Annotated in this window: 20 protein-coding genes and 3 pseudogenes; 16 read left to right on the top strand and 7 right to left on the bottom strand. The window is 72.2% G+C overall.

Going from position 1 to position 20,353, the window contains the following annotated elements:
• Positions 1-68: 68 nt before the first annotated feature.
• A complete protein-coding gene (locus ACFPZJ_RS24130) occupies positions 69-203 on the top strand; it encodes an SPW_0924 family protein (protein ID WP_381025262.1) in 135 nt (44 codons plus the stop codon).
• Between the two features lie 25 nt (positions 204-228).
• Positions 229-1,218, top strand: coding sequence for a cell envelope lipid trafficking protein PgfA (gene pgfA / locus ACFPZJ_RS24125; protein WP_381025259.1), 990 nt, complete (start codon positions 229-231; stop codon positions 1,216-1,218).
• Positions 1,219-1,228: 10 nt separating this feature from the next.
• Here pgfA and hrpB read toward each other — a convergent pair whose 3' ends face one another.
• Positions 1,229-3,772: an ATP-dependent helicase HrpB gene (gene hrpB, locus ACFPZJ_RS24120; protein WP_381025257.1), complete on the bottom strand. Its 2,544-nt coding sequence runs from the start codon at positions 3,770-3,772 to the stop codon at positions 1,229-1,231.
• Between the two features lie 4 nt (positions 3,773-3,776).
• Positions 3,777-4,640, bottom strand: a complete 864-nt coding sequence (locus ACFPZJ_RS24115; RefSeq protein ID WP_381025254.1) for a class I SAM-dependent methyltransferase — start codon at positions 4,638-4,640, stop codon at positions 3,777-3,779.
• Between the two features lie 316 nt (positions 4,641-4,956).
• Between ACFPZJ_RS24115 and rpsA the strand changes: the two genes are divergently transcribed.
• From rpsA to ACFPZJ_RS24095, 4 genes are all read left to right on the top strand, one after another.
• Entirely contained in the window at positions 4,957-6,447 is a 1,491-nt protein-coding gene (gene rpsA / locus ACFPZJ_RS24110; RefSeq protein ID WP_381025252.1) for a 30S ribosomal protein S1, read from the top strand.
• Positions 6,448-6,617: 170 nt separating this feature from the next.
• Positions 6,618-7,556, top strand: coding sequence for a PAC2 family protein (locus tag ACFPZJ_RS24105; protein ID WP_381025250.1), 939 nt, complete (start codon positions 6,618-6,620; stop codon positions 7,554-7,556).
• A 74-nt stretch (positions 7,557-7,630) separates the two neighbouring features.
• The gene (gene coaE / locus ACFPZJ_RS24100) at positions 7,631-8,275 is read left to right on the top strand and encodes a dephospho-CoA kinase (RefSeq protein WP_381025248.1); all 645 of its coding nucleotides are present in this window, start codon (positions 7,631-7,633) and stop codon (positions 8,273-8,275) included.
• Between the two features lie 50 nt (positions 8,276-8,325).
• Entirely contained in the window at positions 8,326-8,706 is a 381-nt protein-coding gene (locus ACFPZJ_RS24095) for a tetratricopeptide repeat protein (protein ID WP_381025245.1), read from the top strand.
• Positions 8,707-8,893: 187 nt separating this feature from the next.
• On the opposite strand, the pseudogene ACFPZJ_RS24090 reads toward ACFPZJ_RS24095, so the two are convergent.
• Positions 8,894-9,139, bottom strand: a pseudogene (locus tag ACFPZJ_RS24090) (DUF6343 family protein); the annotation flags it as partial.
• A gap of 162 nt (positions 9,140-9,301) precedes the next feature.
• Between ACFPZJ_RS24090 and ACFPZJ_RS24085 the strand changes: the two are divergent.
• Positions 9,302-9,622 (top strand): annotated as a pseudogene (locus tag ACFPZJ_RS24085) (SAM-dependent methyltransferase); the annotation flags it as partial.
• Between the two features lie 111 nt (positions 9,623-9,733).
• Entirely contained in the window at positions 9,734-10,234 is a 501-nt protein-coding gene (locus tag ACFPZJ_RS24080; RefSeq protein WP_381025243.1) for a DoxX family protein, read from the top strand.
• Positions 10,235-10,355: 121 nt separating this feature from the next.
• Here the strand turns inward: ACFPZJ_RS24080 and ACFPZJ_RS24075 are convergent, their stop codons facing one another.
• Positions 10,356-10,811 (bottom strand): RNA-binding S4 domain-containing protein, encoded by a 456-nt coding sequence (locus ACFPZJ_RS24075; protein WP_381025773.1) that lies wholly within the window; start codon positions 10,809-10,811, stop codon positions 10,356-10,358.
• A 405-nt stretch (positions 10,812-11,216) separates the two neighbouring features.
• Between ACFPZJ_RS24075 and ACFPZJ_RS24070 the strand changes: the two genes are divergently transcribed.
• From ACFPZJ_RS24070 to ACFPZJ_RS24060, 3 genes are read left to right on the top strand one after another with little or no spacing between them, the layout of a single operon-like run.
• Entirely contained in the window at positions 11,217-11,843 is a 627-nt protein-coding gene (locus ACFPZJ_RS24070) for an ArsR/SmtB family transcription factor (protein ID WP_381025242.1), read from the top strand.
• A 41-nt stretch (positions 11,844-11,884) separates the two neighbouring features.
• Entirely contained in the window at positions 11,885-13,234 is a 1,350-nt protein-coding gene (locus ACFPZJ_RS24065; RefSeq protein WP_381025771.1) for an MFS transporter, read from the top strand.
• A 34-nt stretch (positions 13,235-13,268) separates the two neighbouring features.
• A complete protein-coding gene (locus tag ACFPZJ_RS24060) occupies positions 13,269-14,015 on the top strand; it encodes a uracil-DNA glycosylase (protein ID WP_381025240.1) in 747 nt (248 codons plus the stop codon).
• A gap of 32 nt (positions 14,016-14,047) precedes the next feature.
• Here the strand turns inward: ACFPZJ_RS24060 and ACFPZJ_RS24055 are convergent, their stop codons facing one another.
• Positions 14,048-14,707 carry a GntR family transcriptional regulator gene (locus tag ACFPZJ_RS24055; RefSeq protein WP_381025237.1) on the bottom strand — a complete coding sequence of 220 codons (660 nt, stop codon included), beginning with the start codon at positions 14,705-14,707 and terminating at the stop codon, positions 14,048-14,050.
• 179 nt (positions 14,708-14,886) lie between these two features.
• Here ACFPZJ_RS24055 and ACFPZJ_RS24050 point away from each other — a divergent pair, with 179 nt between their 5' ends.
• Positions 14,887-16,341 (top strand): NCS1 family nucleobase:cation symporter-1, encoded by a 1,455-nt coding sequence (locus ACFPZJ_RS24050; RefSeq protein ID WP_381025235.1) that lies wholly within the window; start codon positions 14,887-14,889, stop codon positions 16,339-16,341.
• Positions 16,342-16,346: 5 nt separating this feature from the next.
• Positions 16,347-17,069, top strand: a complete 723-nt coding sequence (locus tag ACFPZJ_RS24045; protein WP_381025234.1) for an aspartate/glutamate racemase family protein — start codon at positions 16,347-16,349, stop codon at positions 17,067-17,069.
• 72 nt (positions 17,070-17,141) lie between these two features.
• On the opposite strand, the gene ACFPZJ_RS24040 is transcribed toward ACFPZJ_RS24045, so the two are convergent.
• Together ACFPZJ_RS24040 and ACFPZJ_RS24035 are read right to left on the bottom strand one after the other, a co-directional pair.
• Positions 17,142-17,549 (bottom strand): RidA family protein, encoded by a 408-nt coding sequence (locus tag ACFPZJ_RS24040; RefSeq protein WP_381025232.1) that lies wholly within the window; start codon positions 17,547-17,549, stop codon positions 17,142-17,144.
• A 29-nt stretch (positions 17,550-17,578) separates the two neighbouring features.
• Positions 17,579-18,181 (bottom strand): hypothetical protein, encoded by a 603-nt coding sequence (locus ACFPZJ_RS24035; protein ID WP_381025230.1) that lies wholly within the window; start codon positions 18,179-18,181, stop codon positions 17,579-17,581.
• A 127-nt stretch (positions 18,182-18,308) separates the two neighbouring features.
• Between ACFPZJ_RS24035 and ACFPZJ_RS24030 the strand changes: the two genes are divergently transcribed.
• The 3 genes and pseudogenes from ACFPZJ_RS24030 to ACFPZJ_RS24020 form a co-directional block, all read left to right on the top strand.
• Entirely contained in the window at positions 18,309-18,767 is a 459-nt protein-coding gene (locus ACFPZJ_RS24030) for a hypothetical protein (RefSeq protein WP_381025228.1), read from the top strand.
• A 148-nt stretch (positions 18,768-18,915) separates the two neighbouring features.
• Positions 18,916-19,746 (top strand): nucleotidyltransferase domain-containing protein, encoded by an 831-nt coding sequence (locus tag ACFPZJ_RS24025; RefSeq protein WP_381025226.1) that lies wholly within the window; start codon positions 18,916-18,918, stop codon positions 19,744-19,746.
• 304 nt (positions 19,747-20,050) lie between these two features.
• Positions 20,051-20,245 (top strand): annotated as a pseudogene (locus ACFPZJ_RS24020) (cytochrome P450); the annotation flags it as partial.
• Positions 20,246-20,353: the final 108 nt, after the last annotated feature.

The raw sequence follows: 20,353 nt of genomic DNA, 5'->3' as shown, positions 1-20,353 counted from the left end.
CCCGCCGCCCGTTGCTACGGTGCCCCGATCTGACGATGTATCAGCTTGGCTTCACCGGGAGGCCCCGCATGCGCGCCCTGATCGCCGCCGCGACCGGTCTCGCCCTCGCGTGCGCCCTGGTCCTGACGATGACCGCCCTGGGCTCTCCCACGGGGGAGACGTCCCCCAAGCCCCTGCTGACGACGGTGCCCGCACACCCCTGACCGCCCGCCCGGGAGGGAGGCCGCCATGCGCCGCAAGGCCAGCCTGGTCCTGCTCGCCTTCGCCGTGTTCTTCACCGCGCTGTCCCCGCTGCTGCGCTGGTACGCCTACCCGCGCCTGGCCAAGGTCCCGGCGCACCACTACCAGCACATGGTCCTGGTGGCGAAGGAGGCCACCCTCCTCGACTACACCACCATGCGGGCCAGGAAGGTCCCCGAGGTCACCATCGTGCAGACGCTCAGGGGCAACGTGGAGGCCTCCGAACGGATCGAGAGGACCACGGACCGGGACGTGGTCGTCTGGGACGGCCTGTCCTACGTCGTGGACGCCGACGGAAAGACGGTGTCCACGATCCCCGAGCGCTACGTCTTCGACGCCCACACCCAGGAACCCGTCCACACCGCCGGCGAGATGGTCGACGGCGACCCCGTCCGCCGCGAAGGCCTGGAGTTCAAGTGGCCCTTCCTGACCGAGAAACGGGACTACGCGTACTTCGACGCCCAGGCGCGCGTCACCGCCCCCATCCACTACCGGGGCGTCCGGGACTTCCGCGGCCTTGAGGTCTACTGCTTCGAGCAGACCATCCCCTGGACGAAGGTGAGGTTCCCCAAGACCCTGCCCGTGAAGGGCCTCACAGCCGAGTCGGTCGCCCGGACCGGCACGACCCGCTGGTACACCACGGTCCGCAGGTTCTGGGTCGAACCCGTCACCGGCGCCCCCGTGTACGGCGAGGAGATCCACCGGGAGGAACTGCGCGGCGGCAGCCTCCTCGGGGACCGCGACAAGGTCACCGCCTTCGCGGGCCATGTGAAGATGCGGGAGGACTACGTCAACCACACCGTCGACCTGGTGAAGTCCCAGCGCGTGCCCATCCTGCTCATGACGTCGTACCTGCCGTGGGGCTTCCTGACCCTCGGCGTGCTGCTGCTGTCCCTGTCGCTCCACCTGGAGGCCCGTGGACGCCGCCGGGGCCCGGCCGGCGCGAAGTCCGCCGAACCGGCCCCGGTCACCGCCTGAGCCGCCCAGGTCACCGCCGGAGCCGCGCGTTGGTGTGCCGGGTCGGCTCGGCCACGGCCGGGTCCTCGGGCCACGGATGCTTCGGATACCGGCCGCGCAGCTCCGCCCGCACGCCCCGGTAGCCGTCCCTCCAGAAGGAGGCGAGGTCGGCGGTGACCGCGGCGGGCCGTCCCGCGGGGGAGAGCAGGTGGACGAGGAGGGGCACCCCGGCGATCTGCGGCGACTTCTGCGCCCCGAACATCTCCTGCAGCTTCACCGCGAGCACGGGCCGCTCCGGGTCGGAGTAGTCGATCCGGATCCGTGACCCGCTGGGCACGGTGATCCGCTCGGGGGCGAGCTCGTCGAGGCGGGCGGCCTCCCCCGACGCCCAGGGCAGCAGCCGGCCGAGCGCCTGACCGGCATCGATCCGCCCGAGGTCGGCACGCCGCCGGGCCCTGCCGAGCTCCGGCTCCAACCACTCCTCCACGCGCGCGTGCAGAGCCTCGTCCGAGACGTCCGGCCAGGGCTCACCCAGACGCAGGCGGAGAAAGGCGAGCCGCTGCCGCAGGAGCACCGCATCCGGCGACCAGCGCAGCAGCCCCAGGCCCTCCTGATGGAGCCCGTCGAGCAGCGCGGCCCGTACCAGGCCGGGGCCGGGGTCCCTGAGCGGACGCACCGCCAGCTCGACGGCCCCCAGCCGTTCGACGCGCCGCGCCACGACGTCCCCGTCGCTCCATCGGACCTCGTCCCGTTCCTCGCGCAGCACCCCCGCCGCGAGCCGGGCGACCTCCTCGTCGACGACCGCCCCGAGCCGCACGCGCGCGTGCCCCTCGCCGACGGGCCGGTCGGCCACGGCGACGGCGATCCAGGGAGCACCGCGCAACGCGCTGCCCTCACCCACCTCGGCCCGGGTGCCGGACACCATGAGATACGACCCGCCGTCGGCTCTGGCGACACGCTCGGGAAAGGCGAGAGCGGCGACGACCCCGACCAGCCGGTCCACCGAGGCGTCCGCCCACCCGCCGGCCTTCGGCCCCCGCGGAGGGGAGTCGCCGACGGGCGGGCGGGGCATCTCCGCAACGGCGGACCGCAGCCGCCGGACCTCCGCCCGCCAGCGCCCCGCGTAGGCGTCACCCCCACGCCGCACGGCCCGCAGAGCACCGGCGAGATCGTCCCCGTACTCCCGCGGCGCCTCCTCGCTGAGCAGGGCCACGACTTCGGCCGCCTCGCCGAAGGCACCGGCGTCCAGCAGCGCCCGCCCCAGCCGGGGATGCACGCCCAGCCGAGCCAGCCGCGCCCCCCGCTCCGTGGCCCGCCCGGCGGCGTCCACCGCGCCGATCGCGGACAGCACCGACCGCGCCGCCGCCATGGCCCCGCCCGGCGGCGGATCCAGCAACGCCAGTCCGGACGCCTCAGGATCCCCCCAGCACGCCACCTGAAGGGCGAACGCCGTCAGGTCGGCCACCTTGATCTCGGGGGAGGGGAACCGCGGCAGACGCCCGTCCTCGGCCTCCGACCAGCACCGGTACACCGCTCCCGGCGCCTCACGCCCGGCCCGCCCCGCCCGCTGCCGCCCGGCCGCCTGCGAGGCCCGTACCGTGGTCAGGGCGCTCAACCCGCGCGCGTGGTCCACGCGCGGCTCACGGGCGAGCCCCGAGTCCACCACCACTCGCACGCCCGGCACCGTCAGCGACGACTCGGCCACCGAGGTCGCCAGCACCACCCGGCGCCGCTCCCCGGGAGCCAGCGCCGCGTCCTGCACGGCCGCCGGCGCCCGCCCGTGCACCTGCAGCACCTCGACGTCCCCGAGGCCCTCCAGACCGCCCAGCTGCCCGGCGACCCGGGCGATCTCCCCGACCCCGGGCAGGAAGCACAGCACGTCACCGTCCCGTACCGCCAAGGCACGCCGCACCACCGACGCCACGTGCGTCAGCAGCGCCGGATCGACCCGCATGCCGTGCGGCGGCCGTACCGGACGCGCGGGCGGCGCCCACACCACCTCGACGGGATACGAAGCCCCCCGCGCCTCGACCACCGGCGCCCCGCCCAGCAGCCGCGCCCACCCCTCGGCGTCGGTCGTCGCCGACGCCGCCACCAGCCGCAGCTCCGGCCGCAGCGACTCGCGCACGTCCCACAGGAACGCCGCCGCCGTGTCCGCGTCCAGATGCCGCTCGTGGCACTCGTCGAGGACGACGACGTCCACACCGTTCAGCTCCTGGTCCCGTTGCAGGCGCTGCACCAGCACACCGGTCGTGACGACCTCCACGCGCGTGTGCCGCCCGACGACGCGTTCACCGCGCACGGTGTAGCCGACGCTCTCGCCGGGCTTCTCACCGAGCAGCCACGCCATGCGCCGGGCCGCCGCCCGTGCCGCGATCCGCCGCGGCTCCGCCACGACCACCTGCCGCCGTGGCCCCTCGCCGAGCAGCCCGGCCAGCGCGAGCGGCACCAAGGTCGTCTTGCCCGTCCCGGGCGGCGCGACGAGCACCGCGGTCCCGTGCCCCTCCAGGGCGTCGTTCAGACCCGGCAGGGCACCACGTACGGGCAGGGCGTCCAGAGCGTCGTAACGGATCACGCACTCAGTCTCGTACGCACACGAAGATCGCCGTCCCCGGGATCAGGTTCCCGCGCAGCGGGGACCAGCCGCCCCACTCGGAGGTGTTCCAGACCGGCCACTCCGGCTCCACCACGTCCACCAGCCGGAATCCCGAGGCCACGATGTCCCGGACGCGGTCGCCGAGCGTCCTGTGGTGCTCGACGTACACCGCCCGGCCCTCCTCGTCCTGCTCCACGTACGGCGTGCGGTCGAAGTAGGAGGCCGAGACGGTCAGCCCCTCCGGCCCCGGCTCGTCCGGGAACGCCCAGCGGATCGGATGCGTCACCGAGAAGACGAGACGGCCGCCCGGGCGCAGCACCCGGCGCACCTCCCGCAGCACCTGCCGCGGATCGGCGACGAAGGGCAGCGCCCCGTACGCCGAGCAGGCCAGGTCGAAGGAGCCGTCCGCGAAGGGCAGCGCGCCGGCGTCGGCACACACCAGAGGGAACGATCCGCCGATGCGCAGCGCGTGCTGCAGCTGCCGGTGCGAGATGTCCAGCGCGACCGGACGCGCGCCCTGGGCGGCGAGCCAGCGCGAACACTGGGCCGCGCCGGCGCCGATCTCCAGCACGACCCGCCCCTTCAGCTCCTCCGGCGGGCCGAGCAGCTCCGCCTCCACCTCGTCCAGGCCCTCCGGGCCCCACACGAAGCGGTCGTCGCCGAGGAACGTGCCGTGCTCGGTCTGGTACTCGTCCGCGTTGCGGTCCCACCAGCCCCGGTTGGCCCGGGCGCTCTCAGTGACGTCAGCGTCTCGGCGGGTGGCCTCCGGTTCGGGCGCTTCGGGCTCTTGGATGATCGGCTCCTTCGTCGTACTCTTCCGTCCAGCCCGTCCCCGGTGGTGTCCCAAAGGGGACTTCGCGGGGTCCGCGTGACCTCGGGAGGAAGGACTTGTGCCGGGATTGCGGCGATCCGCCCCGGGTGGGCGGCTTCGCGCATTGACCCTGCCCGGCCGCCCCCGTATGCTACAAGTTGCGCTGCGGGCCTGCGCACCTCAGACGTAGCAGGCTGCGCTCGCATCTGTTGTATGTCCCCTCGGTTGTCGAGGCGCCATCACCAGTCCAATGGTGGGGCGCTTCCTTGGCTGTCCGGCTTCTGCAGAGCGAAACGGGCTCCAGCGTGAGCAGTACCTACGACTTAATGTCCGTACCGGAGCCCTTTTCCACATGACGAGCAGCACCGAGACCACCGCTTCCACCCCGCAGGTAGCGGTCAACGACATCGGTAACGAGGAAGCGTTCCTCGCAGCGATCGACGAGACGATCAAGTACTTCAACGACGGCGACATCGTCGACGGCGTCATCGTGAAGGTCGACCGGGACGAGGTCCTGCTCGACATCGGTTACAAGACCGAAGGTGTCATCCCGAGCCGCGAGCTCTCGATCAAGCACGACGTCGACCCGAACGAGGTCGTCGCCGTGGGCGACGAGATCGAGGCCCTGGTCCTCCAGAAGGAGGACAAGGAAGGCCGCCTGATCCTCTCGAAGAAGCGCGCCCAGTACGAGCGTGCCTGGGGCACCATCGAGAAGATCAAGGAAGAGGACGGCATCGTCACCGGTACCGTCATCGAGGTCGTCAAGGGTGGTCTCATCCTCGACATCGGCCTCCGTGGCTTCCTGCCGGCCTCCCTGGTCGAGATGCGCCGTGTCCGCGACCTCCAGCCGTACGTCGGCAAGGAGCTCGAGGCGAAGATCATCGAGCTGGACAAGAACCGCAACAACGTGGTCCTGTCCCGCCGTGCCTGGCTGGAGCAGACCCAGTCCGAGGTCCGCCAGACGTTCCTCACCACCCTGCAGAAGGGTCAGGTCCGCTCCGGCGTCGTCTCCTCGATCGTCAACTTCGGTGCCTTCGTGGACCTGGGTGGCGTCGACGGTCTGGTCCACGTCTCCGAGCTGTCCTGGAAGCACATCGACCACCCGTCCGAGGTCGTCGAGGTGGGCCAGGAGGTCACCGTCGAGGTCCTCGACGTCGACATGGACCGCGAGCGTGTCTCCCTGTCGCTGAAGGCGACCCAGGAAGACCCGTGGCAGCAGTTCGCCCGCACCCACCAGATCGGCCAGGTCGTGCCCGGCAAGGTCACGAAGCTGGTTCCGTTCGGTGCGTTCGTCCGCGTGGACGAGGGCATCGAGGGTCTGGTCCACATCTCCGAGCTGGCCGAGCGCCACGTGGAGATCCCGGAGCAGGTCGTCCAGGTCAACGACGAGATCTTCGTCAAGGTCATCGACATCGACCTCGAGCGCCGCCGCATCAGCCTCTCGCTGAAGCAGGCCAACGAGTCCTTCGGTGCCGACCCGTCCGCGGTCGAGTTCGACCCGACCCTGTACGGCATGGCCGCGTCCTACGACGACCAGGGCAACTACATCTACCCCGAGGGCTTCGACCCGGAGACCAACGACTGGCTGCCGGGCTACGAGAAGCAGCGCGAGGAGTGGGAGCGCCAGTACGCCGAGGCGCAGGCCCGCTTCGAGCAGCACCAGGCGCAGGTCATCAAGTCCCGCGAGGCGGACGCCCAGGCCGCTTCCGAGGGTGGCGAGGCCGCCGCTCCGGCCGCGTCCGGCGGTTCGTACTCGTCCGAGGGCGGCGACAACTCCGGCGCCCTGGCGTCGGACGAGGCGCTGGCCGCGCTGCGCGAGAAGCTGGCCGGCGGCCAGAGCTGAGCGCACCCCGCTAGCTAGGCACTAGCCGAAACTGTGGGCCCACCCTTCGGGGTGGGCCCACAGTCGTTTCCCCGGCCTCCTCCACAGCGGCGGACAAAGATCGCGTCCGCTGGGAATGCGGGTGCCCCGCGTCACGTTGTGATGTACGGACACAAGGAGGAGCGGTCACTGTGCTTGATCCGCAGGGTTTGTACGCATGGGAGCCGAAGGGCCTGGCCGTGGTGGACATGGCACTCGCCCAGGAGTCGGCCGGCCTTGTCATGCTCTACCACTTCGACGGATACATCGACGCGGGTGAGACCGGCGACCAGATCGTCGACCGGCTGCTCGACTCGCTGCCCCACCAGGTCGTCGCCCGCTTCGACCACGACCGGCTCGTCGACTACCGTGCCCGCCGCCCGCTGCTGACCTTCCAGCGCGACCGCTGGACCGAGTACGAGGAGCCCGCCATCGAGGTGCGGCTCGTCCAGGACACCACCGGAGCGCCCTTCCTGCTGCTGTCCGGACCCGAGCCGGACGTGGAGTGGGAGCGCTTCGCCGCCGCCGTGAAGCAGATCGTGGAGCGGCTCGGGGTGCGCCTGTCCGTCAACTTCCACGGCATCCCCATGGGCGTCCCGCACACCCGGCCCGTGGGCCTCACCCCGCACGGCAACCGTACGGACCTCGTCCCCGGCCACCGCAGCCCCTTCGAGGAGGCCCAGGTGCCGGGCAGCGCCGAGTCCCTCGTCGAGTACCGCCTGATGGAGGCGGGGCACGACGTCCTGGGCGTCGCCGCGCACGTGCCGCACTACATCGCCCGCTCCCCGTACCCCGACGCGGCCCTGACCGTGCTGGAGGCCATCACGGCGGCCACCGGACTGGTGCTGCCGGGCATCGCGCACGCGCTGCGCACGGACGCCCACCGCACCCAGACCGAGATCGACCGGCAGATCCGGGAGGGCGACGAGGAGCTCACCGCGCTCGTCCAGGGCCTGGAGCACCAGTACGACGCAGCCGCCGGCGCCGAGACCCGGGGCAACATGCTCGCCGAGCCGGTGGAGATCCCGTCGGCCGACGAGATCGGGCGGGAGTTCGAGCGGTTCCTGGCGGAGCGGGAAGGCGACAACTGACGGGTCGGCGGGGGGCCTCGGTGCTGATGAGGCCGGGCAGTGCCCTGTCGGTGGCAGGGCCTAAGCTTCCGCTCATGCTGACAGTGGGCCTGACCGGCGGGATCGGTGCCGGCAAGAGTGAGGTGTCCCGGCTGCTGGTGGAGTGCGGGGCCGTGCTGATCGACGCGGACCGCATCGCGCGCGAGGTCGTGGCGCCCGGCACTCCCGGTCTCGCGGCGGTCGTCGAGGCCTTCGGCGAGGAGGTGCTCGCCGCGGACGGCAGCCTGGACCGGCCCAGACTCGGCTCCATCGTCTTCGCCGACCCGGAGAAGCGGGCCGTCCTCAACTCGATCGTGCACCCCCTGGTGGGCGCCCGTTCCCGCGAGCTGGAGCAGGCCGCCGCCGAGGACGCCGTCGTCGTCCACGACGTCCCGCTCCTGACGGAGAACGGCCTCGCGCCGCTGTACGACCTCGTGATCGTCGTCGACGCGCGCCCCGAGACCCAGCTCGACCGGCTGGTCCGGCTGCGCGGCATGACCGAGGAGGAGGCCCGCGCGCGGATGGCCGCCCAGGCGACCCGCGAGCAGCGCCTGGAGATCGCGGACATCGTCATCGACAACGACGTGCCCTTGGGCGAGTTGGAGCGCCGGGTCAGGGAGGTGTGGACCGAGCTCGTGCGTCGCGCCCAGGCCTCCCCGCAGCCGCCCCAGCAGTCGTCCCCGCAGCCGTCTCGGGAATAGCGGGCGGCTCAGGGGGCGTTGAAGGACCCCAGCGAGGGAAGGACTGTGTCGTGCCCGAGACCAGCGGATCGACCGGACGTACTCCCGAGACGCATGTCATCGACTTCCGCGCCGCCGAGCAACTGCTCGCGGCGCGGGACCCGCGTGGCGCGGTGAAGCTGCTCGACGGTGTCATCGCCGCACACCCGGAGAACACCGCCGCGCGGCTGCTGCGGGCGCGTGCCTTCTTCGCGGCGGCGCAGTTGCGCCCCGCCGAGCTGGAGTTCTCCATCGTCCTGGAGCGCGAACCGGACAACGCCTTCGCGCACTTCGCGCTCGCGCGCACCTATCAGCGGCAGGGGCGCCCCGAGCAGGCCAGGCGCCACTTCCGGCTGGCGGCCGCCCTGGATCCGAAGCCGCAGTACCTGGAGGCGGCGCGGTTCGACGCGTGAGCGGGGCGTCTTCGCCGCCTACCTGGACGTGAGTTGTCGCAGTGAGTGTCTGCTACGGACGGTCTTCCGGAGGCCGGGGCGACGGGGGCACGTCGCGTTCGCGCCCTCGCTCCCTCTTTCTCGTCCTCATCCTCATCCGCTTCCGCTTCGGCGACGGGCGGTACGGGGGCGCGCCGTGGTCGTCCAGCGGGCGGTACGGCGGGATGTCCGGGCCGGGTTGGTAGTGCGGGCCCTGGCGGATGTGTCTGAGGATCACGGCCATGTCGATGGCGACGACCAGCGACAGTGCTCCGCAGGCGGCGGCCCAGCCGGGCCGGCCGACGAGTGCGAAGGCGACCGTTCCGAAGATCGCCCACACCAGGCCCCACACGCTCAGCCAGAACCGCGTCCGCAGCGCACTGCGCGCGGTCACCGGCTCACTGCCCGTACGCATAGTGATCACCACTCCTGTTTGAAACGTACTCCTCTGCGCGCGGCCGTACCAAAGGGGGCGGGAGAACCTGTACGACCTCGCGGTACCCCACGAGGACATCAACGACCTGGTCGCTGGCTGCCGACCCGCAGCTGAAGCGGTACCCCACGGGGGACTCCGACGCGCACCTGCGCCCGGCATGTCGCGGAGGGCGGCTGTGTGCTGATCCAGAGGGAGGGCGAGGACTACCACATGAACGTGCCGCGCGAGCGGGTGGACCCCAGCGGCTTCACCGTACGGATCGTGTCGGCGGAGCCGGTCGGCGACGGGGTGGACTCGGTGCGCGCGGAGTACGAGTTCCCCGACGCGGTCTGGACACAGACGTTCCGCGCGCGGCCGCTGACGAAGGAACAGTTCGAAGAGGCGCTCGGCGAGGCGGGCCTGAGGGTGGACCGCTATCTGACGCGTGACCGGATAGGGGTCCGGGCGGTGGCCGTGGGCTAGGGACCGAGGGAAGCGATGAGTTCCGGGGCGGAGGACGGTCCACCCCTGTGACCGCATGCACTGCATGAACCGCATGACCGCACTACGGAACCCATCACCCAGGAGACCCTCATGCCCGAGACCACCGCCCGCGCCGCATCAGCTGCCTCTGCTTCTGCCTCTGCTTCTTCCGCTTCTTCCGCTTCCGTTTCGTCCGGTGCCGTCGTCGCCGAGTCGGCGTCGGTGCGGGGCCGGCCTGCTCGTATCGCGTTGCGCGGGCTTCAGGTGCTGCTCGCGCTGTTCTTCGGGATCGCCAGTGCCCTGCCCAAGCTGGTCGCGCACTCGTCGGCCGTCGAGTCCTTCGACGAGCTCGGCTGGGGCAGCGCGGGCATGTACGCCATCGGAGCGCTCGAACTCGCCGGCGGTGTGGCCCTGTTGATCCCGGTGCTGCAGTCGGTGGCGGCGATGGCGCTGAGCGCGCTGATGGTGGGGGCGTTCGTCGTCCAGGTCACCGTCTTCGACGGGCAGTACGCGGCGACACCGCTCATCCTCATCGTGCCGCTCGCCCTCATCGCCTGGGCGCGTCGCAGACACAACGCGGATCTGCTGCGGCTCGTGCGACGTCGCGGCTGATCGCCTGGTGCGAGGCCGGCAGCGTCCGGGAGGGGCGAGGGGGTCGTCCCGGACGCCGCCGACCCAACCGCTCCGCGCTTGCGGAACGGTTGGGTCGGCCGGCCCGCAGGGCGGGAGGCGTTCAGGGCCTCGGCTTGCCGAGGCCTCCGCCGGGGCCGGCCAGTCCGCGCAGGCGTTCCAGTTCGCGGCGGTCCCGCTTGGTCGGGCGGCCCGCGCCGCGATCGCGGATGCCGGCGGGGGCAACCGCCTCGCGGGGCGGGGGCGGCGGGGAATTGTCGATGTAGCACTGGGCGGCCACCGGGGCACCGACCCGCTTGCGGATCAACCGTGTGACGACGACGATCCGTTCGCGGCCGTCGTGCCGCAGGCGCACCTCGTCGCCGACGCGCACGGCGTGGGCGGGCTTCACTCGCTCGCCGTTCACCCGGACGTGGCCGCCCTTGCAGGCCGCGGCGCCGAGGGAACGCGTCTTGACCAGGCGTACGGACCAGATCCAGCTGTCGATGCGGACGTTCCCGCCGTTCTGCGGACCGGCCGCCTCGGCAGCGGCCACGGCTGCGGCGACCTTGGGGTCCAGGGCCTGCTGCTCCCTTGACCCTGTGGCTGAGTCTTCCGTGCCCGAGGCTGACTCGCCGGAGGCTTCCTGGTCCGAGGGATCAGGGGCTGTGGTCTGTGTGTCCTCAGCACGGGCGGCCCCCGCCTTCGACCCGGCCCCGGCCTTCGCACTGGCCTTCGCCCTGGTCTTCGACCCGGCCCCGGCTTCTGATCCGGCTCCGCGTGTCTCGTCGTACTCCGCACCTTCAGCAGCCATGTCTCCGACCTTAGTCCCCTGCGCCGCCCGGCCGGACGGGATGGTTGTCGGGGGCGCGGCCAGGTGATCGTCGAGACTCCATCAGCAAGTACGGCATTCCCCCGGAGGTTCCCAAAGGAAGTTTTGTAAAAATACTTTTGCAGAGTGCCTGCGAGCACCTACCCTCCCGACATGGCTCGCGATGAAGACAAGCGCGTACTCGACCCCGAGCGGGACTCCGCCGCCCTGAAGGCCCTCACGCATCCCCTGCGTATCCGACTGCTCGGCCTGCTGCGGCAGGACGGTCCCGCCACCGCCAGTGAACTCGCCGTCCGTACGGGGGAGTCGTCGGCCTCGGCCAGCTATCACCTGCGGGTGCTGGCGAAGTACGGGTTCATCACCGAGGCCGAGCACCGCGACGGGCGGGAGCGGCGCTGGCGGGCGGTGCACGCCGTGACGTCCTGGAGCAACGAGGCCATGGAGACCTCGGTGACGGGCCGCGCCTACGTCAGCCTGTCGCGGCGGCGCCAGATCGAGCACCTGGAGGAGTCCCTCGCCCGGTACGAGGCCGACCTTGCCGCCGGACGGCTGGACCAGGACTGGGTGGAGCCGTCCGGGATCAACGACTTCGTGCCCCGTCTGACGCCCGAGTCGCTCACCGAGCTCTGGGACCTGTTCTCCGGCAAACTGGCGGAACTCACCGCCCGCGACGCGGAGGACCCGCGGGCCGAGCGGGTCGTGCTCGTCTGGGCGGGCCTTCCTGCCGCGGCCCGGGACCCGGAGGACTCCGCGCAGGCCGACAGTGAGGACAGCCGGTGAGCGCACAGCCGGTCGGGCCCGCGAGCGAACAGCCGGTGCGCATGAGCGCAACTCCCGAGGCGCTGGCCGCCCGCCGCTACGTCACCGTCTGTGCGCTCTTGTGGCTCCCTTCGGGGTTAGGGCTGGCGCCTTTGATCCCTCTGCTCACCGAACGCGGCATGTCCCTCGCGGCCATCGCGGGCTTCTTCGCCGCCCACTCGCTCACCGCGGCGGCGCTGGAGCTGCCCACCGGAGGGCTCTCCGACGTCCTCGGGCGCCGTGCGGTACTCGCGTCGGCGGGTGTGCTCAACGTGGTGGCCCTGGTCATGGTGGGCCTCGGCACCACCGCCTGGGTGCTCACGGTCGGCCTGGTCCTCAAGGGCGCGGGCCGCGCCCTGGCCAGCGGCCCCGCCGAGGCCTGGTACGTCGACACGGTCCAGACCCACGCCGGGCCCGGCGCCGACCTGCGGACCGGCCTGGCCCGCGGCAGCACCGCGACCTCCGCCGTCCTCGCCGGGGGCATCCTGCTCGGCGGCGCCCTGCCGTGGCTGCTCGGCCTGGGCCCCGACCTCGGTGACCGGCTCAGCGAGGTCACCTCCCGCATCGTGCCGCCCCTGGCCGTTCCGCTGCTGCTCGGCGCTATGGTCGAGGTCGTCTTCGTGGGGTACGTCCTGGCCGCGCTGCGCGAACCGCCCCGCCCGCCGGCCGGGCCGGGCTCCCTCCTGCGAGGCATACGCGGCACCGTCGCGGCCGGGCTGCGCCTGGGCTCCCGCGACGCGCTGGTCCGCCGGATCCTGCTCAGCGCGGGGGCCGTCGGCGGCGCCCTGGGGGCGCTCGAACTGCTCAGCCCCGACCGTGCCGTGGCGCTGACCGGAGGATCGGAGTCGGGGGCGGTGCTCTACGCGGCACTCGCCTGCGCGGGCTTCGTCTGCGCCGGTGCCGGCAGCCACCTCGCGCCGTTCGCCGCCCGGGCGGCGGGCAGCGGCGAGCGGGCGGTGCTGGCCGGGCTGGCCGCCGGCGCGGTCGGTCTGCTGCTCCTCGGCGTCACGGCGGGCGCCGCACAACCGCTCGCCATGACCCTGGCGGTCGTCGGCTTCTGCCTGGTCTACCTCGGTCTCGGCGTGGCGGGGCCCAGCGAGAACGAACTGCTGCACCACCGGGTGCCCAGCGCGGGCCGCGCCACCGCCCTGTCCTTCCAGTCCCTCGCCCTCCAACTGGTCGCCGCGGTCACCGGGCTGATCGTCGGAGCGCTGCGCCCCGGACCGCTGCCGTGGCTGCTGGCAGCTGCCGTACTGCTGTCGGGGACACTGCTGTGGCTCCGCAGGCCCACGACGGACACGGCGCAGAGGCCGTCCTCCGAGGAGCCGGGCGCCCCACGGCCTTCCGTGCACCGGGTACGCGGGTCCGGTTGACGGGGTGACCGGGACGGCCCCCTACCGTGGAGCCATGGAATCCAGCGGCCCCGCCGGTCTTCCCGGACTCGCCGGCCTCGACCGGCGCATCGCCGGCTGCCGTGCCTGCCCGCGGCTGGTCGCCTGGCGGGAGGAGGTGGCCCGGACCAGGCGCGCCGCCTTCGCCGACTGGACGTACTGGGGGCGCCCGGTCCCCGGCTTCGGGCCGCCCGACGCCCGGCTGCTGATCGTCGGGCTCGCGCCCGCCGCCCACGGCGGCAACCGCACGGGCCGGATGTTCACCGGGGACCGCTCCGGCGACGTCCTCTACCAGGCGCTGTACGACGTCGGCCTCGCCTCGCAGCCCACCTCCGTGCACGCCGACGACGGCCTGGAGCTGTACGGCGTGCGCGTCACCGCGCCCGTGCACTGCGCCCCGCCCGCCAACAAGCCCACCCCCGAGGAACGGGACACCTGCCGGCCCTGGCTCGTGCGGGAACTGGGGCTGCTGCGTCCCACACTGCGGGCCGTGGTGGTGCTCGGCGCCTTCGGCTGGCAGGCCGCGCTGCCCGCGTTCGCGCAGGCGGGCTGGACCGTGCCCCGGCCCCGCCCCGCCTTCGCCCACGGCGCCCACGTGGACCTCGACGGCCTCCACCTCTTCGGCTGCTTCCACGTCAGCCAGCGCAACACCTTCACCGGCCGGCTCACCCCCGCGATGCTGCGGGAGGTGCTGCGGACGGCGGCGGAGGCGGCCGGGCTGGGAGACGGCGGCGCCGAGGACGAGGTGACGGCGAGGTCGTAGCGGCACGTGCCTTGCGCGCCTGGCCCCTGCTTCTAGGGCAGTTCGGCCTCCTCGCCGAACAGGTGCCGTACCGTCGAGCGGTAGTTGGTCCGTACATGGGTGCGGGCGTGCGCGCGGGCCCGCTCCGGGTCGCCGGAGGCGATCGCGTCGAACAACTCCCTGTGCTCCACGAGGAGTTGTGGCCACTCCTCGTTCCGCCGGGTCATCCAGCGCAGGCGGCCTGCGACCGGCTCCAGGGCGGCGGTCAGCAGGCTGTTGCCCGCCATGGCCACGATGCGGTCGTGCAGACGGCTGTTGACGTCCGTGATCATCTCGGCGTCCCCGGCCCGGGTGGCGTTGGCCGCCAGGTCCAGCAGCTCGGCGACCCCGGCCAGGTCCTCCGGTGTCGCCCGCGCCGCGGCCAGCCCCGCCGCGTACACCTCCAACGCCTCGCGCAGCTCGAAGAGTTCCTTCACGTCCGTCGGTGTCAGCCGGCGCACCACCGTGCGGCGCGGTGTCTCGAAGTGGACGAAGCCCTCGGCGACCAGGGCGCGGATCGCCTCCCGGACCGGCACCCGGGAGACCCCGAAACGCTCCGCCAGCTCCCGTTCGACCAGCCGGTCGCCGGGGCGGAGGCGGCCCGCGATGATCTCCTGGCGCAGAGCCGCCAGGACGCGTTCGCGTACCGCTCCCAGGGGTTCGATCTTCGTCATGAGGTCATCTTCGCCGACTCGGGGTGGCTTTTACCGAGCGTTAACAAGAGCGACATCGGTCGGAACGGTTGACGGGAGGACCATGACCGCAGTTTGGTATACCAAACGTCCCCCGCAGCGGTCCTGCTTCGTCCCTCCGCGCAGCATTCCTCCTCCGTCCCCTCGCTCAGGGAGGCCCCGTGTCCCTCGCCGACCGTGCCGAAGCCACCGGCACAGCAGCGTTCGTCCCCGACCCCAGGCTCACCAACGAAGACCTCGCGCCCGCGGGCAAGCGCAACTGGAAGGTCTTCGACCTGTTCGCCATGTGGATGTCCGACGTCCACAACCTCGGCAACTACACCTTCGCCGCCGGACTGCTCTTCCTCGGCATGAACGTCTGGCAGATCTTCACCTCCCTGCTCGTCGGCTTCGTGCTCATCTACATCGGCATGAACTGGATGGGGAGGATCGGGCAGCGCCACGGCGTCCCCTTCCCCGTCGTCAGCCGCATCAGCTTCGGCGTCTGGGGCGCGAACATCCCGGCGCTGATCAGGGCCGTCATCGCCATCATGTGGTACGGCATCCAGACCTACCTCGCCTCCGTCGCCGTGAACGTGATGCTGCTGGCGGCCTGGCCGGGCCTGGAGTCCTGGACGCACAGTTCCTTCCTCGGCCTCGACGCCCTCGGCTGGGTCTCCTTCATCGCCCTCTGGCTGGTCCAGGCGGCGATCATCAGCCGGGGCATGGAGTCGGTCCGCAAGTTCCAGGACTTCTGCGGCCCCGCCATCTGGCTGGTCATGATCGCGCTGGCCGTCTGGATCCTCGCCAAGGCCGGCTGGACCATCTCCCTGACCACCACCCCGCACCCGGTCTCCGTCGGCGAGCAGTGGCGCCAGTGGTTCGGCGCGATCGGCCTGGTGCTGGCCACCTACGGCACGCTGATGCTCAACTTCTGCGACTTCTCCCGCTTCTCGCCCGACTACCGGACCGTCAAGCGCGGCAACTTCTGGGGCCTGCCGGTCAACTCCACGGCCTTCGTGATCGTCTCGGTGATCGTGACGGCCGGCGCCTTCGAGGTGTTCGGCAAGGAGATCACCGACCCCGCCTACCTCGTCGCCGAGATCGGCAACACCTGGGTGCTGGTGCTCGGCGCGCTGACGTTCGCCATCGCCACCATGGGCGTCAACATCGTCGCCAACTTCGTCTCCCCGGCGTACGACCTCGCCAACGTCTGGCCGCAGAAGATCACCTTCAAGGTCGGCGGCATGATCAGCACGGTGGCCGCGCTGGTGGTGACCCCGTGGAACCTCTTCTCGAACCCCACCGTCGTCAACTACTTCCTCGGCGGCCTCGGCGCGTTCCTCGGCCCGCTGTTCGGCGTGATCATGCTCGACTACTTCTGGGTCAAGCGCGGACGGATCGACGTCGACCAGCTCTTCAGCGCCGCGCCGGGATCTCCCTACTACTACCGCAAGGGCGTCAACCCCAAGGCGCTGTGGGCGTTCCTGCCGGCGGCGGGGGTCGCGGCGGTGCTCGCACTGGTGAAGACCTTCAGCGATGTGGCGCCGTACTCCTGGTTCATCGGCACGGCGCTGGCGGCCGGGCTGTACTGCGTGCTGTGCCGCGGCGAGCGCACCCCCGCCGGGGAGGTCTGAGGAGCGTGCGGATCGTCGTCACCAACTGCAACACCACGCAGGAGATGACCGAGGAGATCGTGCGAGGTGCCCGGGCCGCGGCAGGCCCGGGCACCACCGTCGCCGGGCTGACCCCCGCATGGGGCCCGGAGTCCGCGGAGGGCTGGCTGGACAGCTACCTGTCCGCAGCGGCCGTCATCGACACGCTGCGCACCTACGACGGACCGCCGTACGACGCCGTCGTCATGGCCGGGTTCGGGGAGCACGGGCGCGAGGGCGTCCGGGAACTGGTGGACGTACCGGTCGTCGACATCACGGAGGCCGCGGCGCATCTGGCCTGCCTGCTCGGGCGGCGCTACGGGGTCGTCACCACGCTGGAACGGTCGCGCGGGCAGATCGAGGACAGCCTGGAGACGGCGGGCGTCGGCCGCAACTGCGCCGCCGTCGTCGGCACGGGGCTGAGCGTGCTGGACCTCGGCGACGACGAGCGTACGGAGGCGGCCTTCCTGGCCGCCGCCGAGCGGGCCTGCGCGGCCGGCGCCGAGGTGCTGGTGCTGGGCTGCGCCGGGATGACCGGGTTGCAGCGGGCGGTGGGGGAGAAGCTGGGCCTGCCGGTCGTCGACGGCGTCTCGGCGGCGGTCCGTCTCGCGGAGTCCCTGGTGGCGCTGGGGCTGACGACGAGCCGGGCCGGGAGTTACGCCAGGCCACTGCCGAAGCGGCGGGTGTGGGGCGGGGGTCCCGCGGGCTGAGTCGGGAGCCTGGCGGGTGCGGGCGGGCCCGGGCGTGGCGGCCGGCGCAGCGCACCTCCGTGCCACCGCCGGTCAGGTGCCCTCCGGCACCACGGCCGTCGCCGTGATCTCCACGAGCTGCCCGGGGTAGCCCAGGCAGGCCACGCCCACCAGTGTCGACGAATGGGGCCCCGCGCTGAGCCCCGACGCCTGGACGACCTCCCAGACGGCGGACAGCACCTCCGGCTCACCGCTCACCACGTACACGTCCGTCACCACGACATGGGCGAAGTCGCTGCCGACCGCCCGCAGTTGCTCACCGAGGTTGGCGAGCACCTGCTCGGCCTGCCGCACGGGATCCCCCGGCCCGACGAGGTGCCCGTCGCCGTCGAGCGGAACGGACCCGGCGAGAAGGGCCAGTTTCGTCCCCGCCTCGACCACCGAGGCGTGCGCGTAGCGGGGCGGTGGGAAGAGACCCGGGACGGTGACACGCCTCACCATGAAGGCTCCGATCTGTTGTGGCTCAAGCCTCACCGGCCGGATTCGTCGGGGCTCCTCCGAGCCTCGGGAGGCCGCGGCGGCCGTGGTGCCGGCAGGTCGATCAGATCGCTGACGCCCGCCACCTGTTGCAGGGTCCGCGCCAGCGACACCAGCGTCTGCCGCACCGTCGCGATCTCTCGGCGCAGTTCCTCCGCGTGCTCCCACTGCCGCTCGTGCGCCACCGGATCCCGGCCCGGCGGCCGCTGGGACTCGTAGGCGGTCAGGCGGGGATGCCACTGGGCGAGCAGTGGACGCAGCACGCGGTTGAGGACGGTCACGGCCAGGATGCCGAAGCTGACATGGCCGGGTGCCAGCGGCGGAGCGACGTCGGGGCCGTAGCGGCGCAGGATCTCACGGGTCGTGGTGAAGAAGGTGTACAGGGACGACAGGGCCTCGCGCAGGAAGCCCTCGTCCGGTTCGAGTTCCTCGACCGACACCCGCGTGACCAGCTCCAGGTACAGCTCCCAGGCCGCGCTGCGCTCCGCGTCGGCTGGTTCCCAGGTGCCGGAGATCTCGCCGACGAAAGGAATCGTCAGCTTGGCCGTTATCTGCGCGGGCCCGGCCGGCCGTCGCCTGCGCTGTCTGTTCGCCATGATCACCCTCCCCCGTACACAGTAGGGCAAGCCGCCGGACCGGACGTCCTCCTCGGCCACTCCCGGCCATCCCCGTCGGCACGAGCCGGTTACGCTGGCCTTCCCCGGCACCAGGAGGGAGGCACCCATGGCAGCGCCGAGCGAGCCGGAGCGGAGGGCGGCCTTCGACATCCAGGTCGAGCTGGTCACCCGGGTCGGGGTGCAGGAACTGCCACCGGGCACGGGCAGCCTGCGCGAGGCCCTGGACTCCCTCAAGTCGCTGATCGACATCACCCTCGCGACCCTGCGCACCTACGGCATCGCCCCGGATCGCGGTTCCGGCACCGGCGCTCCGACCGTGCAGAGCCTCGCCCAGTCCCTGGTCGACGACATCCTCAGCCCTTTCACCAGCACCTGGCATCCCCGGCTGGCCGCCCACGAGGCCCGGTGCCCGGCGGGCGCAGCCCCCGTCGACCACGAGGCGGCCTGGCCGGAGGCGGCGGCGATGCACGGGGAACTGGCGGCGCTGCGCGAGCCGTTGATGCGGATCGTGTCGGGGCTCGGCGGGATCTCGGGAGCGGACTTCGGGACGGCGGCGAGGGGCTGACGACGGCTGCGAGGTCATCACGTGGGTCCACGCCGTCCGTACGGGGGTACGGCCATGAATGTCTCGCGATGCCCCCACCGCCCCCGTACCCTTCTCGCGGTTCCCATCACCGCGTTCCCACCACCCCCGACCGACAGGAGCCGCAGCAGTGCCCGTGTCCACGGACCAGGCGTTCCTCGACGGTGTCGCCGACCGGCTTGCCGTTCTCCCGACGGTGACGGCCGTGACCCTCGGGGGGTCCCGGGCCCTGGGCGCCGAACGGCCCGACAGCGACTGGGACTTGGCGGTCTACTACCGGGGGGCCTTCGACCCCGGCGACCTGCGCGCGGTCGGGTGGGAGGGCGAGGTGTCCGAGGTCGGTGACTGGGGCGGCGGCGTCTTCAACGGCGGTGCGTGGCTGACGATCGAGGGGCGGCGGGTGGACGTCCACTACCGCGATCTCGACGTCGTCGAGCACGAGCTGGCCGAGGCGGAGCAGGGACGTTTCCGCGTGGAGCCGCTGCTGTTCCACCTGGCCGGCATCCCCAGCTACCTGGTCGTCGCCGAACTCGCGATCAACAAGGTGCTGCGGGGGCAGCTGCCCCGCCCCGCGGACTATCCGTCAGCGCTGCGCGGCACCGCGCCGGACCGCTGGCACGGCATGGCCGCCGCGACCCTCGCCTACGCCAAGGCGGGCCACGCCCCCAGGGGCGCCCTCACGCAGGTCGCGGGCGCCATCGCCCTCGCCGCGACGCAGACGGCGCACGCGGTGCTGGCGGCGCGAGGGGAGTGGGTCACCAACGACAAGGGGCTCGTCGAACGCGCCGGGCTGGCCGAAGTCGACGCGGTGGTGAACCGGTTGACTCCGGAACCCGACGCCTTGGCCGATGCGGTCACGGCAGTGGAGGAACTGCTGGGGCGGGCGGTGGCGGCGTCCCGGCTGGCTGGGACGCCTCCTGCGCCGGCCGGTCGCCGCTCTCGTCGTCCGCCGACCGGCTGATACGCACAGCGCCTGCGGTGACGCAGAGATCACAGCGGGACTACGTCGCAGAGCGGAGCCGTGGGCATGCATCGGGGCGGTCCTCCGGCGTCGGCCCCACCCAGCACCACTCAGCCCCCCCCGCAAGGAGTGATGCGCGCCATGAGCGCTCTGGCGACATCGTCCGCCCCCACCGCACCCGGAGGACTCCCGCTGATCGGGCACGGTCTTCGACTCGCCCGGAACCCGCTGCCGTTCATCGACTCCCTGCGGGCGCACGGCAGCGTGGTGTGCGTACGCAGAGGCCGAGGGATCCCTCCTCGCCTTCGGTGACGGCCGTCGCAAGTGCATCGGCGAGAACTTCGCCTGGGCACAGCTGCGGATCGGCCTCGCGACCATCCTCCAGACGTGGCCGGTGTTCGCGCCCACGGCCACGCGGACGCCGTGCCCCGAGGCCGTCGTCACCGTCAAGCCCGACGTCCTGACCATGACGTTCCACCGGGAGGCACCCGGCGGCTGACGGCGTCAGGGAACCAGAGGCCGGGCACGAGTCCCGCTCGTGCCCGTGAGCCTGCCCCGCCCCGATTGCGTTCATAAAGAACCCGGCTTTCACGCCGATCGTCACATC

The organism is Streptomyces bullii, assembly GCF_042657145.1.
GTDB lineage: Bacteria > Actinomycetota > Actinomycetes > Streptomycetales > Streptomycetaceae > Streptomyces > Streptomyces bullii.
Note: the sequence above shows the minus strand (reverse complement) of the source record. Positions and strands in the feature narration are given on the sequence as shown.

Bases quoted from the DNA above. Each gene is read 5' to 3' on its own strand.
- ACFPZJ_RS24130 (WP_381025262.1), top strand. From the start codon at position 69: ATGCGCGCCCTGATCGCCGCCGCGACCGGTCTCGCCCTCGCGTGCGCC.
- pgfA (WP_381025259.1), top strand. From the start codon at position 229: ATGCGCCGCAAGGCCAGCCTGGTCCTGCTCGCCTTCGCCGTGTTCTTC.
- ACFPZJ_RS24040 (WP_381025232.1), bottom strand. From the start codon at position 17,549: ATGGTGAGGCGTGTCACCGTCCCGGGTCTCTTCCCACCGCCCCGCTAC.
- ACFPZJ_RS24030 (WP_381025228.1), top strand. From the start codon at position 18,309: ATGGCAGCGCCGAGCGAGCCGGAGCGGAGGGCGGCCTTCGACATCCAG.
- ACFPZJ_RS24035 (WP_381025230.1), bottom strand. From the start codon at position 18,181: ATGGCGAACAGACAGCGCAGGCGACGGCCGGCCGGGCCCGCGCAGATA.
- ACFPZJ_RS24060 (WP_381025240.1), top strand. From the start codon at position 13,269: ATGGAATCCAGCGGCCCCGCCGGTCTTCCCGGACTCGCCGGCCTCGAC.
- coaE (WP_381025248.1), top strand. From the start codon at position 7,631: ATGCTGACAGTGGGCCTGACCGGCGGGATCGGTGCCGGCAAGAGTGAG.
- ACFPZJ_RS24055 (WP_381025237.1), bottom strand. From the start codon at position 14,707: ATGACGAAGATCGAACCCCTGGGAGCGGTACGCGAACGCGTCCTGGCG.
- rpsA (WP_381025252.1), top strand. From the start codon at position 4,957: ATGACGAGCAGCACCGAGACCACCGCTTCCACCCCGCAGGTAGCGGTC.
- ACFPZJ_RS24065 (WP_381025771.1), top strand. From the start codon at position 11,885: ATGAGCGCAACTCCCGAGGCGCTGGCCGCCCGCCGCTACGTCACCGTC.
- ACFPZJ_RS24080 (WP_381025243.1), top strand. From the start codon at position 9,734: ATGCCCGAGACCACCGCCCGCGCCGCATCAGCTGCCTCTGCTTCTGCC.
- ACFPZJ_RS24070 (WP_381025242.1), top strand. From the start codon at position 11,217: ATGGCTCGCGATGAAGACAAGCGCGTACTCGACCCCGAGCGGGACTCC.